Annotated in this window: 12 protein-coding genes; 4 read left to right on the top strand and 8 right to left on the bottom strand. The window is 73.4% G+C overall.

Features of this window, described 5'->3' with window-relative positions; genetic code table 11:
* The first annotated feature begins 112 nt into the window (after nucleotides 1-112).
* A complete protein-coding gene (locus ACIO9K_RS04445) occupies nucleotides 113-814 on the top strand; it encodes a metal-dependent hydrolase (RefSeq protein ID WP_363579682.1) in 702 nt (233 codons plus the stop codon).
* 82 nt (nucleotides 815-896) lie between these two features.
* Here the strand turns inward: ACIO9K_RS04445 and ACIO9K_RS04440 are convergent, their stop codons facing one another.
* From ACIO9K_RS04440 to ACIO9K_RS04410, 7 genes are all read right to left on the bottom strand, one after another.
* Entirely contained in the window at nucleotides 897-1,106 is a 210-nt protein-coding gene (locus tag ACIO9K_RS04440; RefSeq protein ID WP_063348672.1) for a hypothetical protein, read from the bottom strand.
* Between the two features lie 144 nt (nucleotides 1,107-1,250).
* Nucleotides 1,251-2,270 (bottom strand): alpha/beta fold hydrolase, encoded by a 1,020-nt coding sequence (locus tag ACIO9K_RS04435; RefSeq protein WP_400327042.1) that lies wholly within the window; start codon nucleotides 2,268-2,270, stop codon nucleotides 1,251-1,253.
* Between the two features lie 95 nt (nucleotides 2,271-2,365).
* Entirely contained in the window at nucleotides 2,366-2,842 is a 477-nt protein-coding gene (locus ACIO9K_RS04430) for a phage holin family protein (protein WP_063348673.1), read from the bottom strand.
* Nucleotides 2,843-3,029: 187 nt separating this feature from the next.
* Complete coding sequence (gene nhaA, locus ACIO9K_RS04425; protein ID WP_363623064.1) at nucleotides 3,030-4,406, bottom strand: Na+/H+ antiporter NhaA; 1,377 nt, start codon at nucleotides 4,404-4,406, stop codon at nucleotides 3,030-3,032.
* Nucleotides 4,407-4,879: 473 nt separating this feature from the next.
* The gene (gene acs, locus ACIO9K_RS04420) at nucleotides 4,880-6,835 is read right to left on the bottom strand and encodes an acetate--CoA ligase (RefSeq protein WP_363623066.1); all 1,956 of its coding nucleotides are present in this window, start codon (nucleotides 6,833-6,835) and stop codon (nucleotides 4,880-4,882) included.
* Nucleotides 6,836-7,077: 242 nt separating this feature from the next.
* Nucleotides 7,078-9,507, bottom strand: a complete 2,430-nt coding sequence (locus ACIO9K_RS04415) for a SulP family inorganic anion transporter (protein WP_400327037.1) — start codon at nucleotides 9,505-9,507, stop codon at nucleotides 7,078-7,080.
* Between the two features lie 455 nt (nucleotides 9,508-9,962).
* The gene (locus tag ACIO9K_RS04410) at nucleotides 9,963-10,961 is read right to left on the bottom strand and encodes an ATP-binding protein (protein ID WP_400327034.1); all 999 of its coding nucleotides are present in this window, start codon (nucleotides 10,959-10,961) and stop codon (nucleotides 9,963-9,965) included.
* 218 nt (nucleotides 10,962-11,179) lie between these two features.
* Between ACIO9K_RS04410 and ACIO9K_RS04405 the strand changes: the two genes are divergently transcribed.
* Complete coding sequence (locus tag ACIO9K_RS04405; RefSeq protein ID WP_363623072.1) at nucleotides 11,180-12,070, top strand: oxidoreductase; 891 nt, start codon at nucleotides 11,180-11,182, stop codon at nucleotides 12,068-12,070.
* A gap of 397 nt (nucleotides 12,071-12,467) precedes the next feature.
* On the opposite strand, the gene ACIO9K_RS04400 is transcribed toward ACIO9K_RS04405, so the two are convergent.
* Nucleotides 12,468-13,367: an HAD family hydrolase gene (locus ACIO9K_RS04400; RefSeq protein ID WP_400327031.1), complete on the bottom strand. Its 900-nt coding sequence runs from the start codon at nucleotides 13,365-13,367 to the stop codon at nucleotides 12,468-12,470.
* 727 nt (nucleotides 13,368-14,094) lie between these two features.
* Here ACIO9K_RS04400 and ssd point away from each other — a divergent pair.
* Both ssd and ACIO9K_RS04390 read left to right on the top strand, forming a co-directional pair.
* Nucleotides 14,095-15,219, top strand: coding sequence for a septum site-determining protein Ssd (gene ssd, locus ACIO9K_RS04395; protein WP_400327028.1), 1,125 nt, complete (start codon nucleotides 14,095-14,097; stop codon nucleotides 15,217-15,219).
* On the top strand, nucleotides 15,219-16,568 hold the full coding sequence (locus ACIO9K_RS04390; protein ID WP_363623074.1) for a TadA family conjugal transfer-associated ATPase: 1,350 nt from the start codon (nucleotides 15,219-15,221) through the stop codon (nucleotides 16,566-16,568). The genes ssd and ACIO9K_RS04390 overlap by 1 nt, the downstream gene beginning before the upstream one ends.
* The last annotated feature ends 27 nt before the right edge of the window (nucleotides 16,569-16,595 follow it).

The raw sequence follows: 16,595 nt of genomic DNA, 5'->3' as shown, positions 1-16,595 counted from the left end.
TCCGATATCCGTCACACCGTCAGTCCGCCCTGGTAGCCTCTGCCGCGCTCACCCGTTCGGCTCAACCGGGCGCCGTCCCGGAGTGAGTCTTACGGGAGGTCGTGGTAGTCCGATGATGGGTCACTCGCACGCGGTCAGTGGGGCGATGCTGTACGCCGCCTCCGCGCCGTTCCTGCCCCCGCTGCTGCTGCACACCACGCTGCAGCCGGCGGACATACTGATGGGCACGGTGCTGTGCGCGGGGGCGGCCCTGCTGCCGGACCTCGACCACCACGACGGCTCGATCGCCAACTTCCTGGGGCCGATCTCCAAAGCGCTCTGCCGCTTCGTGGCCTGGGCCTCCGGCGGGCACCGGCACGCCACCCACTCGCTGCTGTTCGTCGCGCTGATGGGCGCCGGCACCTGGGCGGGCGTCACCTACCTGGGCCGCAACTTCACCCTGGTGCTGACGTTCTTCCTGATCGCGCTCGCGATCCGGGCGCTGCGGCTCTGCCCGCCGGGGGACGGCCCGGAGAGCTGGATCACCGTCATCGGGCTGTCCGCGCTCGGCACCTTCGGGATGAACACCTGGATGCCGAACTCGCCGGGCTGGCTGCCGTACGCGGTGGCGCTGGGCACCCTGGCGCACCTGCTGGGCGACTGCCTGACCAAGAAGGGCGCGCCGCTGCTCTGGCCGCACAAGGAGCGTTACGAGGTGGTGCTGATCAAGCGCAGCGGCAACAACGTCGAGACCAAGGTGCTGGTGCCGATCATGTCGGTGGCGACCTTCGTCCTGCTCTGGTTCACCGCGGTGTCGCCGACGATCGTGAACTGACCGTCCGGCCCGACCGGCCGAACCGATCGGCCGGCCGACCCGGCCGACGGGACCGACCGGCCGGATGACGCGGCGCGAGGCCTCAGGTCTCGCGCCGCAGTCGTGCGCCGACCCAGCGGGCGCGGCGGCCGAGGATGCGGGGGATGCCGAGCTGCCGCTGCGCCGGGCGCGGACGGCGGTCGGGGCCGTCGTAGCCGAGGTCGTCCGCCCAGTCGGGGCGGTGGGCGGAGCGTTGGGAGCTGTTGTGGCGTCGGGCGCGCGGGGCGCCGCCGCGATCGGGCATCCAGGTCATACCGGAATGGATGCCCCTGGGCCGGTGGGGGTAACCGCCGGGCACGCGTCGAAATTGGCCTATGCGGTTGTCATATGTGCGTCAGATCAAGGGAGTTGGGACCAAGGGCCCTTCCCTCCCGGCCCCTTCGCCGCTCCTGCGCCGTCACTCCTTGTGACGGCCGACCCAGTCCAGCAACTCCGCGGTGAACTGCTCCGGGGCCTCCTCGTGCGGGAAGTGCCCGACCCCCGGCATCAGCCGCCAGCGGTACGGCGCCGCCACGTACTCGCCGCCGCCCAGCGCGGTGTGCGACAGCAGCACCGGGTCCGCCGCGCCCTGGACGTGCAGGGTCGGCGCCGTGATCGGCTTCTTCATCCGCCGGGCGAACTGGATGCCGTCCGGGCGCGCCATCGAGCGCAGCAGCCAGCGGTACGGCTCGATCGAGCAGTGCGCCGTGCTGGGGATCTGGATGGCCTGCCGGTACGCGTGCACCGCCTCCTCGTCCAGCCGGTTCGGACCGGCCCAGGCGTCCAGGTAGCGGCCGACCAGCGCGGCGTCGTCGGCCACCAGGCGGCGTTCCGGTATCCACGGCCGCTGGAAGCCCAGCACGTGCTCGAAGGCGGCAGCCTGGCGGCGGTCGGTCAGCAGGGCCCGGCGCAGGTCCCGGGGGTGCGCGGCGGAGACCACGGTGAGGCTCTGGATCACCGACGGGCGCATCACCGCCGCCACCCAGGCCAGCGTGCCGCCGGCGGCGTGCCCGACCAGGTGCGCCCGGCGTTCGCCGAGCGAGCGGATCACCCCGGTGATGTCCAGGGCGAGGTTGCCCGGGTCGTACCCGCGCGGGGTGCGGTCGCTGCCGCCGATGCCCCGCAGGTCGAGCGCCACCGCCCGGTAGCCGGCCTCGGCGAGCGCGGTCAGCTGGTGGCGCCAGGCCCACCAGTACTCGGGCCAGCCGTGCACCAGCAGCACCAGCGGGCCCGAGCCCAGCTCGGCGATGTGGAACCGGGCGCCGTTGGCCGCGAGGTCGCGGTGCGTCCACGGGCCGCTCTGCCGGACGCTCCAGGCCTCGGCGCCGCCGTGGGGGGCGGTGTCGGGGGTCTCCTCGGCGGGCTCCCCCCCGGGTGCCAGGTCGGGTCCGGAGTCGGCGGACGGCTGCGCGGGCACGGGCTTCTGGTCAAGCGGCATACCGAGAGCGTGTCACATCCGTGCGCCGGACGGCGCCCGGTACTCGCTCCCGGCGGGTCCGGGCGGGCGGCTGCGCGCCGCCACCGGAAGGGCCGTTACGGGATGCGGCCCAGGGCCCGGTCGATCTCCTCCTTGGTGGCCGGGCGCGGCCGGGCGTTCTTCAGCACGTCGGCGGTCTTCTGGGCGCCCTCGATGGTGCGGTGCGGCTTCTCGATCCGCTTGAACGAGCGCCAGGCCATCAGCCCGAGCAGCACCGCGAGCAGCAGGTAGGCGCCGGCCACGATGAGGAAAGACCAGCCGAGCGACAGGCCCAGCGCGTGGATGCCGAAGGCCGCCGCGGCGCTCAGCATCGGGACGGCGGCCAGCGCCACCACGGCGGCGACGCCCAGCGAGACGCCCCCGGAGACGCCGCGCTTGACGTCCGCCCGGATCTCGGCCTTGGCGAGCGCGATCTCGTCGTGGACCAGTGCGGACAGGTCGGCGGTGGCCGCCGCGAACAGCTGCCCCACCGAACGCTCGCCCTCGTAGGGCGCCCGGCCGTTGCTGGACGGGTCTGCGGCTCCTGCGGGCATCAGCGGTTCTCCTCTGCGGCTGTGCGGCGTGACGCCGCCGCGTGGTGCGGTTCGGGGGGCCGGAGGGGCCCGGAGGCGTCAGTGGACTGTCGACAGCTCAGAATCATGCCCCTACCGGTCAGTCGCACACCACTCCGGGGCCCCGCCGGGGGGACGTGTCCGGGCGCTGCCGGGCCGCCGACGGGCCTCAGCGGGGCTTCTCCGGCCCCTCGCCGTCGGGCCGAGGGGCGAGCTCGGCGGCCCGGGCCCGCCAGGCCGGGTCGTCCTCCTGGTAGACGTCCGGGACGCCGTCGCCGTCCACGTCCCGCTCCTCCTCCTCGCACAGCTCGCGGTAGTGCCGGTTGCGGAGCTTGAGCAGCACGGTGGCCACCGTCGCGCAGAGCAGCGAGCCGACCAGGACGGCCGTCTTGGAGAGGTCGGCGAGGGCCAGGTCGTCGCGGAACGCCAGTTCGCTGATCAGCAGCGAGACGGTGAAGCCGATGCCCGCGAGCACCGAGACCGCGAACATGTCGGCCCACTTGAGCTTCGGGTTCAGCTCGGCCCGGGTGAACCGGGCGGCCAGCCAGGTGCCGCCGAATATGCCCACCGTCTTGCCGACCAGCAGGCCGATGACGATGCCGAGCGGCGTGGCCTGGGTGAACACCTCGCGCAGCGTCGGGCCGGAGATCGTCACCCCGGCGGCGAACAGCGCGAACACCGGGACGGCCAGGCCGGCCGAGAGCGGACGGACCAGGTGCTCGATGTGCTCGCCGGGGGAGTGCTGCTCGTCGCCCTCCCGGTGGCAGCGCAGCATCAGGCCCATCGCGACGCCCGCGACCGTGGCGTGGATGCCGCTCTCGTGCATCAGCGCCCAGTTCACGACGGCCAGCGGTACGAACAGGTACCAGCCGTGCACCCCGCGCCGGTGCAGGAACCAGAACAGCACCAGGCCGGCGAAGGCCAGGCCGAGCGCCCAGAACTTGATGCCGGAGCTGTAGAAGACCGCGATGATCAGGATCGCTATCAGGTCGTCCACCACGGCGAGGGTGAGCAGGAAGGCGCGCAGGGCGGACGGCAGGTGGCTGCCGACCACGGCCAGCACGCCGAGCGCGAAGGCGATGTCGGTGGCGGTCGGGATGGCCCAACCGCTGGGGTGACCGCCGCTGCCCGAGTTGACGAGGGCGAACAGGATCGCCGGCAGCGCGACCCCGCAGACGGCGGCCACCACCGGGAGCAGCGCGGCGCTCGGGGTGCGCAGCTCGCCCGCGACGAACTCGCGCTTGAGCTCGATCCCGGCCACGAAGAAGAAGATCGTCAGCAGGCCGTCCTTGGCCCAGTTGCCGAGGGTGAGGTCGAGGTGCAGCGGGGCGGACGGCCCGACGGTGTAGTCGAGGACGCTCTCGTACGCGTGTGGCCAGACGTTGGCCCAGACCAGTGCGACCACGGCGGCGAGCAGCAGCAGCACGCCGCCGACGGTCTCGGTGCGCAGGGCGTCGGTGATGAACGTCCGCTCGGGCAGGGACAGCCGGCCGAGCAGCTGCCGGCGGCGGGTCGTCGGCTCGTGGACGGGCGGCTGGTCGGTCACGAGGACCTCCTGAGGGGCTGGGAGCGGCAACGGATGCACGTGTGGTGCAGTTGCCGACCAGACTTCCCGGCGCGCCCTGTGACGCTCGGATTCCCGTTCAGGGATCTTGATACGTCGTTAACAGTCTAGGGGATCGTTCGGGTGACATCCGGATTGTCCTATTCAAGGACTTAAGCCCTGCGGGTTGGTTCTGCACTCCGGAGGAGCAGTAGCACGGCACCCGAATGGCCTAGGCCGCTCGCAGACGGGTGAACGCGGCCCTGCCGTCCCTGTCGTCCTTGTCATCTCTGTCGTCCCTGTGGTCTCCGTCGCCCTTGCCGTCGGTCGCAGGCGCCGCCCGGCCCCGGCCGCCCCGCCCCGGCCGCCCCGCTGGCACACCCCGGCGGCCGACCGGAAGCGGGCTTCGGACTCACGCATGGCTGTGCCCCGGGCGGTGACCACCGCCCGGGGCACGCTTCACCGTGTCGGCCGGCTCAGCCGTTGCCACCCGCCGGCGGCAGCTGGGCCTGGATCTGGCTCATCACCGTGCTGTCGGCGAGGGTGGTGGTGTCACCGACCTCGCGGCCCTCGGCGATGTCGCGCAGCAGACGGCGCATGATCTTGCCGGAGCGGGTCTTCGGCAGCTCGCCGACCACCTTGACCTGCTTCGGCTTGGCGATCGGGCCGAGCGTGCGGCCGACGTGCGCGCGCAGCTCCTCGACCAGCTCCGGGCTCTCGGTGGCGCCGCCGCGTAGGATCACGAAGGCGACGATGGCCTGGCCGGTGGTGGCGTCCGCGGCGCCGACCACGGCGGACTCGGCCACCGACGGGTGGCCGACCAGGGCGGACTCGACCTCGGTGGTGGAGATGTTGTGGCCCGAGACGAGCATGACGTCGTCGACCCGGCCGAGCAGCCAGATGTCGCCGTCCTCGTCCTTCTTGGCGCCGTCACCGGCGAAGTAGCGGCCCGCGAAGCGCGACCAGTAGGTGTCGATGTAGCGCTGGTCGTCGCCCCAGATGGTGCGCAGCATGGACGGCCACGGCTCGGTGAGCACCAGGTAGCCGCCGGAGCCGTTCGGGACCTCGTTGGCCTCGTCGTCGACCACGGTGGCCGCGATGCCCGGCAGGGCACGCTGGGCCGAACCCGGCTTGGTCTCGGTGACGCCCGGCAGCGGGCTGATCATCATGGCGCCGGTCTCGGTCTGCCACCAGGTGTCCACGATCGGGGTCTTGCCGGCGCCGATGTGCTCGCGGTACCAGATCCAGGCCTCGGGGTTGATCGGCTCGCCGACGCTGCCCAGCACCCGCAGCGAGGACAGGTCGAACTTCGCGGGGATGTCGTCGCCCCACTTCATGAAGGTGCGGATCGCGGTCGGCGCGGTGTAGAGGATCGTCACGCCGTACTTCTGGACGATCTCCCAGAACCGGCCCTGGTGCGGGGTGTCCGGGGTGCCCTCGTAGATGACCTGGGTGGCGCCGTTGGAGAGCGGGCCGTAGACGATGTACGAGTGGCCGGTGACCCAGCCGATGTCGGCGGTGCACCAGTAGACGTCGGTCTCCGGCTTGAGGTCGAAGACCGCGTGGTGGGTGTAGCTGGCCTGGGTGAGGTAGCCGCCCGAGGTGTGCAGGATGCCCTTGGGCTTACCGGTGGTGCCCGAGGTGTAGAGGATGAACAGCGGGTGCTCGGCGTCGTGCGCCTCGGGGGTGTGCTCGGTGGACTGGCGCGCGGTGATCTCGTGCCACCAGACGTCACGGCCCTCGGTCCAGGCGATGTCCTGCCCGGTGCGGCGGATCACCAGGACGTGCTCGACGCCGTCGACCTTGGTGAGCGCCTCGTCGATGGCCGGCTTGAGCGCGGACGGCTTGCCGCGGCGGTAGCCGCCGTCGGCGGTGATGACGAGCTTGGCCTGGGCGTCCTCGATGCGGGAGGCGACGGCGTCGGCGGAGAAGCCGCCGAAGACCACCGAGTGGGTGGCGCCGATCCGGGCGCAGGCGAGCATCGCGACGACCGCCTCGGCGATCATCGGCAGGTAGACCGCGACCCGGTCGCCCTTGCGGACGCCGAGCTCCAGCAGCGCGTTGGCGGCCTGCGAGACCTCGTCCTTGAGCTGGGCGTAGGTGATCGAGCGGCTGTCGCCGGGCTCGCCCTCGAAGTGGATCGCGACCCGGTCGCCGAGTCCGGCCTCGACGTGGCGGTCGACGCAGTTGTAGGCCACGTTGAGCTTGCCGTCGGCGAACCACTTGGCGAAGGGCGGGTTGGACCAGTCCAGCGTCTCGGTCGGCTCGACGGCCCAGCTGAGGCGGCGGGCCTGCTCGGCCCAGAAGCCCAGGCGGTCCTCGGAGGCCTGCGCGTACGCGGCCGCGGTGACGTTGGCGGCGGCGGCGAGCTCTGCCGGCGGGGCGAATCGCCGCTCCTCCTTGAGCAGGTTGGCCAGGCTCTCGTTGCTCAACGCGCACTCCTCATCGAGTCATGATCGGAGACGATCCCGTGCGTGGGGATTGTCCCGTGTGTCCCAGCGCACAGCTCACCAGGCGAATGGGGCACTTGACAAGAGCCTCCGGGTAATTGGTGTAGACCTTTGACCGGCAGTCGAACGGACCATCGTACGGCGCACCGCCTCTGGGCGGTGCGCCGTACGGCGGCCGGAGGGCCCGCGCCCCGGCCCGCCCGGCGGGGACGCGGGCCCGGCTCTCAGGCGGCCAGCCGGGGGCCGTCCTCGGCGCCGTCGGCGGGAACCCGGCCATCCTCATTCACCCGTTCGGGCGTGTCGCCCGCCGGCGACCCGGTCGGCGGTGCCCCTGGCGCTGACCGGCCGGCGGTCGTTCCGGCCGCTGCCGTCCCGATGCGCGCCTCGATCGGACTGAACGTCCCCTCGGCCCGGTCGAGCACGTAGGCCTGGGCGGTCGCGAAGTCGAAGTACATCCCGACCAGTCGCAGGGTGCCCTCCTCCACCCGGCGCTCCACGGCCGGGTTGGCCAGCAGTTGGTCCAGTTGCTGGACCACGTTGGTGATGCAGAGCTGCTCCACCAGGTCCACCACCGGCCGCGCGTCGAACCCGGCGGGGACCCGGCGGAGCCGGTCCAGCGAGCCGCGGCCGTTGCGCAGCCAGCGGGCCAGCGGGGTGGGCGGCCCGGGGCGCTCGTGCACGCCGTCCAGCAGGGCCTTCATCGCGCCGCAGCCGGAGTGGCCGCAGACCGTGATCGAGCCGACCTCCAGGACCTCGACCGCGTACTGCACCGCGGCCGCCACCGAGTCGTCGGCCGCACCGGGCTCGTACGGGGCCGGCACCAGATTGCCGACGTTGCGGACGGTGAACAGGTCCCCCGGGCCGCTGTTGGTGATCATGCTGGTGACCATCCGGGAGTCCGCGCAGGTCAGGAAGAGCTGGGAGGGCGTCTGCCCCTCCCGGGCCAGGCGGGCGAGTTCGGGCCGGATCAGCGGGGCGGTGTGCTGCTGGAACACCCGGACGCCGTCCAGCAGCCGGCCGTGCGGGTCCTCCTGCTGCTCGATGCAGTGGTGGCCGACCCAGGGCGTCCAGGCCCGGCAGCGGTGCGGACCGGGTGAACTGCCCGCCCGGACGGTGCCGTCGGGGTCGAGCACCTCGTCGTCCCTGCGGCGCGTCACCATCGAGACCCGGCCGCCCGCGGCCTGGTGGCCCGTCCGCCAACTGTGCAGCGTCTCGTACGCGGCGTGGTCCAGGAAGGAGCCGTCGTGGAGCACGGTGACCTCGGCGCCGGAGGGGATCCCGGCCAGCGCCCGGCTCAGCCGGGGCACGGCGGTGAAGGTGAGCGGCCCGTGCGTCTGGACGGTGACCACGCCGGCCGGGCCGGCCAGCACGTCCACGTGGGCGCGGGTCAGCCGGTAGAGCGCGAGCAGCACGGCGGTGCCGGCGCCGAGCGCGACGCCCCACAGCACGCCGAGCGCCACCACGGCGAGCACGGTGGTCAGGTAGACCGGGAACTCGCGGTGCCGGTGCACGTTGCGGATGTGCGCGAAGCTCACCATCTGCAGCCCGACCACCAGCACCAGCGCGGCCAGCGCGGCCAGCGGGATCCGGCGCAGCCCGCCGGTCAGCGCCAGTGCGGCGGCGAGCACCCAGACGCCGTGCAGCACCGAGGACCACCTGCTCTGGCCGCCGGCCCGCACGTTGGCGGTGCTGCGGACGGCGCCGCCGGCGACGGGCAGCCCGCCGACCAGCCCGCTGACGATGTTGGCCAGGCCCTGGCCGCGCAGTTCGCGGTCGAGGTCGCCGGTGCGGCGGGACATCCGGTCGACCGCGACGGCGGACAGCAGCGACTCCACGCTGGCGACGGCGGTGACGGTCAGGACGGCGGCCAGCACTCCGGCCAGCGGGCCGTGCGGCAGCGCGGGCACGAGGGCGTGCGGCTGCCAGGCGGGCAGCCCGATGTGGGCGAGCCGCAGGTCCAGGGCCAGGGCGAGCGCGGTCGCGGTGGCGACGGCGGCCAGCGGGCCCGGCACCTTGGCCAGCCTGGCGCCGAACTCGCCCGCGCGGCCGGGGAGTCGGCCGAGTCGGGGCCAGCCCAGCAGGACGGCCGCGGTCACCGATCCGGCCAGCAGCGCGGGCGGGTGCGGCCCGGCCAACTGGCCTGGCAGCGCGAGGAGGTTGGCGATCGCGGAGCTCTGCGGGGAGCCGCCGAGGACGACGTGCAACTGCGCGATGGCGATGGTGAGCCCGACCCCGGCCAGCATGCCGTGCACGATGGCGGGCGAGACGGCGAGCGCTGTCCGTGCCACCCGGCGCACGCCGAGCAGGAGTTGGAGCAGCCCGGCGGCCAGGGTGATGGCGCAGGTGGCCCGCCACCCGTACTGGACGATCAGTCCGGCGGTGATCACGGTCAGCGCGGCGGAGGGGCCGCTGACCTGGAGCGGGGTGCCGCCGAATAGCCCGACGACGATGCCGCCGACGGCCGCGGCGGCGAGGCCGGCGGTGAGCGGGGCGCCGGTGGCGAGTGCGATGCCGAGGGAGAACGGCACGGCGATCAGGAAGACCACCAGGGAGGCTGAGAGGTCCTGGGCCCAGCGGGCCTTGGTGCCGGGGCCCGGTGGTGCGTGGTCGGTGGTGTCGGAGGCGATGGGGGCGCTGGAGATGTCGAGGGTCATTGTCTTCCCGTCTGTCCGGGGGAACGAACGCAGTCAGGTCCGGCGGTGAGTCCGGGGTGGGGCTCCGGGGCGGATCGGCTGTCGTGGGTCGCGACGGTGTGGCGGGATGGCGTGGGCGCGGCGGGGAGTGCGGGTGTCACCGGCCGGACCTCGACCATCAGGGCCCGCCAGGGACCTGGGCGAGGTGCGGGACGTCTCGCCGAGGGCCGTCGGGACGGACCATCAAGACTCGGTAAACCGAGGGTAATGAAAGCTTTGCACAGCGTCATTCCGGGAGGGAAGGGGAAAACCCCCCGATTCACCCCATTGGGTGGTGTTCGAACCGCTGGGAATCTGCTGGCGAAGCCGGGGACGGCCGGGCGTTCGGTGGCGCCGGGCGGTCCGGACGTGCGGAACGGGCCGTGGCCCTCCCCGGGGAAGGGGGGAGGGCCACGGCCCGTTCGGGCGGAGCGGCGTCAGGCGCGCGCACCCGCCGGGGCGGGCCGCTCGCCGACCCCGCCCAGCACGAAGGCCTCGTCCACCTGGGTCGCGAGGTCGACGCCGACCTTGGCGTTGGCCCAACTCTCCGCGTTGCGCACGTGGAAGAGCACGGCCTGCTCGGTGTAGCGGCGCACGTCCCGTTGCCCGTACGCGGACTCGGCCTCGGCCCGCAGCTCCTCCAGGACGGCCCGGTTGGCCGGCTCCAGCGACTTCAGCGGCGGCTCGGCGCCCTGCTCCAGACGGCGCACCCAGTCCGAGTGCCCGAAGGTGGTGAGCAGGTCGTCGCCGACCTCCCGGCGCAGGAACGCCAGGTCGTCCGGGCCCTGCACCTTGTTGCCGATCACCCGCAGCCGGACGCCGAAGTCGCGGGCGTAGTCCTTGTACTGGCGGTAGACGGAGACGCCCTTGCGGGTCGGTTCGGCCACCAGGAAGGTCAGGTCGAAGCGGGTGAACAGGCCGGAGGCGAAGGAGTCCGAGCCCGCCGTCATGTCGGTGACCAGGTACTCGTCGGGGCCGTCCAGCAGGTGGTTGAGCAGCAGTTCCACCGCGCCGACCTTGGAGTGGTAGCAGGCCACCCCGAGGTCCTCCTCGGTGAAGGCGCCGGTCGCCAGCAGTCGGACCGATCCCTCGTCCAGGGCGATCGGGCGGGCGCAGGCGGCGTAGACCGGGTTCTCCTCGACGATCCGCAGCAGGCGCGAACCCCGGCCGGGCGGAGTGGTCTTGATCATCTCGTCGGCCGAGCGGATCAGCGGGTTGCTGCCGCGCAGGTACTCCTTGATCTCCGGCAGGTGCGCGCCGAGCGAGGGCAGCTCCGCGGCCTGGGCATCCGTCAGACCCAGGGCCGGGCCCAGGTGCTGGTTGATGTCGGCGTCGACGGCGATGACCGGCCGGCCCGCGGCGGCCAGATGGCGGATGAACAGTGCGGACAGCGTGGTCTTCCCGCTGCCGCCCTTGCCGACGAAGGCGATCTTCATCTGGGACTCCGGCTCTCGCTCTGGGCCCGCGCTCGGGGCCACCTGCTCAGGGGCCGCACGTGCCGAGGCGCCCTAAGTGGAAATAGTTATCGTCTCCGATAGTGGCCATGCTAGCCGGGGTTTGGGCCTCCTCGGCGGAGGGAAGTGAGGATTGCCTCTAACGGGTGATCCGGGGTTGCTGTTCCGGGAGGGGGCGGCTGTTCATTACTCTCGGGTAGGTGAGCACTGGAACAGATCCCCTCGCCCCGCTGGCCCAGCTCCCCGGGGTGCCCGACGCCGTGGCCGAGGTCCGCAAGGCCGTCGACCGGCTCTACGGCCACCGGGTGATGCGCCGCCGCGCGGCCGAGGTCACCTCCGAGTCCGCGCTGCGCGGCGCCCGCGCGTCGGCGGCGCTGGCCGGGGCCGACTGGCCGCTGGAGGAGGTCCGGCGCCGCAGCGACTTCAGCGCGGACCCCGGGGCTCGGACGGTCGGCGCGGCCCTGCGGATCGCCGCCGAGGCCGGCCAGCTGCTCAGCATCTGGCGGCATTCGCCGCTCCAGGTGCTGGCCCGGCTGCACCTGCTCGCCGTCGGCGACGGCGAGCCGTCCGCCGGGCGGCCCCGCCGCGCGGGCGAAGGCGTCGAGGACCTGTTCCCGCTGGGGCTCGAGCCGGTGGAGAGCGTCGAGGTCGTCCAGGTGGACGAACCGCTGCCCGTGCTGCCGCCCGCCCCGGGTGCCGAGGAGGTCGCGGCCCGGCTCGACCAGCTCTCCCGACTGCTGGTGGCGCGCGCCGAGGGCCAGGGCGTGGGGACGCCGGCCCTGGTGGTCGCCTCCGTGGTGCACGGCGAACTGCTCGCGCTGCGGCCGTTCGGCGCGTACAACGGCGTGATCGCGCGGGCCGCCCAGCGGATCGTGCTGCTCGCCGAGGGGCTCGACCCGAAGTCGATCTGCCCGGCCGAGGTCGGGCTGGCGGAACTCGGCACCGACGCCTACCGGCGGGCCCTGGCCGGCTACCTGGCGGGCACGCCCGAGGGGATGGCGGCCTGGATCGCGCACTGCGGGCGGGCGCTGCGGCTCGGGGTGCGGGAGAGTACGGCGGTCTGCGAGGCGATGCAGCGCGGGATGGTCTGAGCGGGCGGGGGCCGCGGGCGGTTCTGGCGCTCCCGGCACGAAGATGCGGCGGCACCCGATCCTGCCTGGTGCCGCCGCTGGTGCAGATACCGGGTGACCATGCATGCACCGGAAGTGCTGATCAGACGGGGATCCTGCCCGTTCGTCTGGTCCAGCGGCCCGACAGCGGGTCGGCTGCATGTGGGTGCTCGGTTACCTGTACACGCGGTCCGTGGGGCCTTAACTGCGTTGTCGGTTTGACCTCTTCGGGTCCTGACCGGGTCTCGCGGGCCGTGCTTCATTTGTATCGCGTTTCGGGCGAAAGGGGAACCCGAAAAGAGAACTCTGTGCTGATTGTCTGATTTGCCCCGCGTTGCGGGGCCCGCGGTTGCCCGCGTTGCGGGCCGCGGCGGGCGGTTCAGGCCTCCGGGCGGCGCCGGTGGGCCAGGTACCAGATGACCCCGGCGGTCACGGCCGCCGTCCCGATCGCCACGGCCGTCAGCACCGAGCCGCTCGGCGCGGAGAACTCCGGGAGCCGCCGCCGCAGTTCCACCGGCCGGTCGAAGACCAGCACCGGCCACTCCCGGGCCTGCGCCTCCTTCCGCAGCGCGCGGTCGGGGTTGACCGCCGACGGGTGGCCGACGGCCTCCAGCAGCGGCAGGTCGGTGGAGGAGTCGCTGTAGGCGTAGGACGCGGCCAGGTCGTAGCCCTCGGACTCGGCCAACTCCCGGATGGCGGCAGCCTTGTTCTCGGCGTAGGCGTAGTACTCGATCTCGCCGGTGTAGCAGCCGTCCTCGACCTTGAGCCGGGTGGCGATCACGTGGTCCGCGCCGAGCAGCGCGCCGATCGGCTCGACCACCTCGGAGCCCGAACTGCTGACGATCACCACGTCCCGACCGGCCGCGTGGTGCTGCTCGATCAGTGAGGCGGCCTCGTCGTAGATGATCGGGTCGATCAGGTTGTGCAGCGTCTCCGCGACGATCTCGCGGACCTGCTGGACGTTCCAGCCCCGGGTGAGCGAGGAGAGGTACTCGCGCATCTTCTCCATCTGGTCGTGGTCCGCGCCGCCGACCAGGAAGACGAACTGGGCGTACGCGCTGCGCAGTACGGCCCGACGGTTGATCAGACCGCCCTGGTAGAACGGGCGGCTGAAGGCCAGCGCGCTCGACTTGGCGATGATGGTCTTGTCCAGGTCGAAGAAGGCCGCCGTGCGCGGCCCGTCCGGCCCGGGGCGAACGGGTGAGCGGGTCTGCGCGGGCCCGGTGGCCTCGCCCGGGGACTCGTCGGCGTGGTCGTCGGCGTTCTCGGTGGTGTCCACGGGAACCGAGGATAGAGGGAGCCGCAAAACAGGCCGCCATTCGGTGTACTCGTGGGCGTGCGGGTTTGTGTTTCTGGCCGCTCGGGTACACCATGGAAGTCACGGATCGTTCGCGACCGTGCTAACCCGGTCCGGCTCCTCCCCCCCGAGTCGGGCCGTGGATAGACGACCCCCGCTCTCCCCCCCGGCGGGGGTCGTCGCACGTCCGGGGCCATTTTTAGGCCCTGAAGGCCCCTCGCGGCGAGCGCCGCGGCCGCCCCGTCGACGGTGTACAGGGGGTGTCGACACCCTGGTCCACTGACCACCTTTCGTCACTCTGCGTCGCTGTTTGCTCATGGCTGCCCGTGGCTCTTCGGCTGGTTCCGATCGGTGGGCAGAGCTGCTGCGGCGGGGTGCCCGAGGGGGCGGCCGGGAGGGTCCGTCGGGTGGCCGGCGAGGGTGCGACGGGCTTCCGGTTCGCATCCGTGATCCCCGATTGTCAATTCTTTGACGATAAATCCCTCGCCCGGGTGAACGTTTTCCTCCACAGCCCACGAGTTATCCACAGGTATTCGCATCGTGGATGACGGAATCCCGATCTCCCCCCACCGTGATGGTCGGCGGCGGTCGCCGGGCGGATCTCACCTCCCTCTCTCCCACGAGGTCTGCCGGGCGGCCGTTCGCCGGAACCGTCCGACGTGCGCCCCGGACCGCCTCTGGCGGCCGTCGGCGCAGAGGGGAGCCCGCCATGTCGACGCCGATCGCCGACCACGCCACCACCGAAGGGCCCGGGGCCAGCGGCCCGCTCGTCGTCACCGAGGACGAGGGCCTGGCCGAGCACCTGCTGCGGCTCTGCGCGGCCGCCGGCACCGAACCGAGGCTGATCCGGGGCGCACCACCGCCGCGCGAGCTCTGGGAGGGCGCCTCACTGGTGCTCATCGGGGACGACCAGGCCGCCCGGTGCGCCGGGCTCGGCCGGCGCGGCGGGGTGCTGCTGCTCGGGCTGGACCTCGACGACGCCGGGGTGTGGGTCAGAGCCGTCCAACTCGGCGCCGAACACGTGCTGTTCCTCCCCGACGCCGAGGCCTGGCTGCTCGACCGGATCGCCGACGCGGCCGAGGGCGCCGGCTCCCCGGCGCTCACCGTCGCCGTGCTCGGCGGCCGGGGCGGGGCCGGAGCCTCGACCCTGGCCTGCGCCCTCGCGGTCACGGCCGCGCGGACGGGGCGGCGGACGATGCTCATCGACGGAGATCCGCTGGGCGGCGGCCTCGACATCCTGCTCGGCGGCGAGGCGGCCCGCGGGTTGCGCTGGCCCGATCTGGCCGGCTCGCGCGGGCGGGTCAGCGGGGTCGAACTGGCCAGGGCGCTACCGGTGCTCAAACGGCTCTCCGCGCTCTCCTGCCTGTCCTGGGATCGCGGCGACACCCTGACCGTGCCGCCGGAGGCCATGCGCAGCGTGCTGGCCGCCTCCCGGCGGCGTGGCGGGCTGGTCGTCGTCGACGTGCCGCGCCATCTCGACGCGGCCGCCGGGCAGGCTCTGGAGCAGTCCGACCTGGCGCTGCTGGTGGTGCCGGCCGAACTGCGCGCGGTGGCCGCCGCCGACCGGGTCGCGGCGGCCACCCGGATGCGGCTCGGGGACGTCCGGGCGGTGGTGCGGTCGCCGCGCACCTTCGGACTCCCGGCCCACCGGATCGCCCGCGGGCTGCGGCTGGAGCTCGCGGGGGAGTTGGAGCCGGAACCCGGTCTGGCGGAGGACGTCGAGAAGGGCGTCCCGCCCGGAATCCGGGACGGCGGCCCGCTCGCGCGCTTCTGCGAGACCTTCCTGGACGAGGTGCTGCCGCCGGTGCCGGCGGTCGGAGGAGGTGTGTACTGATGGTCCGTCTGCGCAGAACAGGCCCCACCGTGCGGGCGGGGGGCGGTCCGAAGAGCCGGGGCGAGGGTGCGCGGGAGCACCGGCCGCTCAGGAGCGTGCCGCCGCCCGGCGGGTCACCCGAAGCGCCGCGCCACCCCTGCCCGTACGGGCGCACCGCCCGGGAGGAGCGGACGGCGGAGCTGGTGGACGCGGTCCGGCTGCGGCTGGCCGAGTCGGGTGCCGCCCCGACGGCCGGGTCGGTCGCGGCGGTGCTGCGGGCCACCCGGCCGCCGCTCGGCGGGGACGAAGTCCTGGACACCGTGCGCTCGCTGCGTGCCGAACTGGTGGGTGCGGGCCCGCTGGAGCGGCTGCTGGCGGCGCCCGACGTCACGGACGTCCTGGTGAACGGTCCGGACGAGGTGTGGGTCGACCGTGGCGGCGGCCTGCACCGGGCCACCGGAATCCGGTTCGCCGACGCCGAGGCGGTACGGCGGCTGGCCCACCGGCTGGCCACCGCGGCCGGGCGGCGGCTGGACGACGCGCGGCCCTGGGTGGACGCCCGGCTGCCGGACGGCACCCGCCTGCACGCCGTGCTGCCGCCGATCGCGGCCGGCTGCACGCACATCTCGCTGCGGGTCTGCCGGCCCCAGCCGTTCACGCTCGACGAACTGGTGGCGGGCGGGGCGCTGCCGCCGGAGGGCGCCGGCCTGCTGGCCGGCATCCTGCGGGCCAGGCTGTCGCTGCTGGTGTCCGGCGGGACGGGCACGGGCAAGACCACGCTGCTCGCGGCCCTGCTCGGCCTGGTCGGGCCGGAGGAGCGGATCGTCATCGCGGAGGACTCCGCCGAACTGCGGCCGGCCCATCCGCACGTGGTCCGGTTGCAGAGCAGACCGCCCAACCAGGAGGGGCTGGGTGAGCTCACGCTGCGGGACCTCGTCCGGCAGGCGCTGCGGATGCGTCCGGACCGGCTGGTGATCGGAGAGGTCCGCGGGGCCGAGGTGTCGGACCTGCTGGCCGCGCTGAACACCGGGCACGAAGGCGGCTGCGGCACGGTGCACGCCAACACGGCGGCGGACGTGCCGGTCCGGCTGGAGGCGCTGGGCTCGCTCGCCGGGCTCGACCGGCCCGCGCTGCACAGCCAACTCCGGGCCGCACTCGACCTGGTGGTGCACCTGGTCAGGGAGCCGGGCTCGGGGCGCCGCCGGGTGGCGGAGATCCACACGCTGGCCGCCGGCCGTGACGGGCTGGCCGTCACCACCCCGGCGGTGGAGTTCCCGGTGGTGGGCGGCCTGGTCCCCGGGGCGGGCTGGGAGCGACTGGTCGGGCTGCTGGCGGTGCGCGGGGTGTCGCTCGGGGCGGGGCCGACGTGACGGCGGCGGTGGCCGGGTTGGCGGGTG

The organism is Kitasatospora sp. NPDC087271 (assembly GCF_044744605.1).
Lineage (GTDB): Bacteria > Actinomycetota > Actinomycetes > Streptomycetales > Streptomycetaceae > Kitasatospora.
Note: the sequence above shows the minus strand (reverse complement) of the source record. Positions and strands in the feature narration are given on the sequence as shown.

Bases quoted from the DNA above. Each gene is read 5' to 3' on its own strand.
- ACIO9K_RS04445 (WP_363579682.1), top strand. From the start codon at position 113: ATGATGGGTCACTCGCACGCGGTCAGTGGGGCGATGCTGTACGCCGCC.
- ACIO9K_RS04440 (WP_063348672.1), bottom strand. From the start codon at position 1,106: ATGACCTGGATGCCCGATCGCGGCGGCGCCCCGCGCGCCCGACGCCAC.
- ACIO9K_RS04435 (WP_400327042.1), bottom strand. From the start codon at position 2,270: ATGCCGCTTGACCAGAAGCCCGTGCCCGCGCAGCCGTCCGCCGACTCC.
- ACIO9K_RS04430 (WP_063348673.1), bottom strand. From the start codon at position 2,842: ATGCCCGCAGGAGCCGCAGACCCGTCCAGCAACGGCCGGGCGCCCTAC.
- ACIO9K_RS04415 (WP_400327037.1), bottom strand. From the start codon at position 9,507: ATGACCCTCGACATCTCCAGCGCCCCCATCGCCTCCGACACCACCGAC.
- ACIO9K_RS04410 (WP_400327034.1), bottom strand. From the start codon at position 10,961: ATGAAGATCGCCTTCGTCGGCAAGGGCGGCAGCGGGAAGACCACGCTG.
- ssd (WP_400327028.1), top strand. From the start codon at position 14,095: ATGTCGACGCCGATCGCCGACCACGCCACCACCGAAGGGCCCGGGGCC.
- ACIO9K_RS04390 (WP_363623074.1), top strand. From the start codon at position 15,219: ATGGTCCGTCTGCGCAGAACAGGCCCCACCGTGCGGGCGGGGGGCGGT.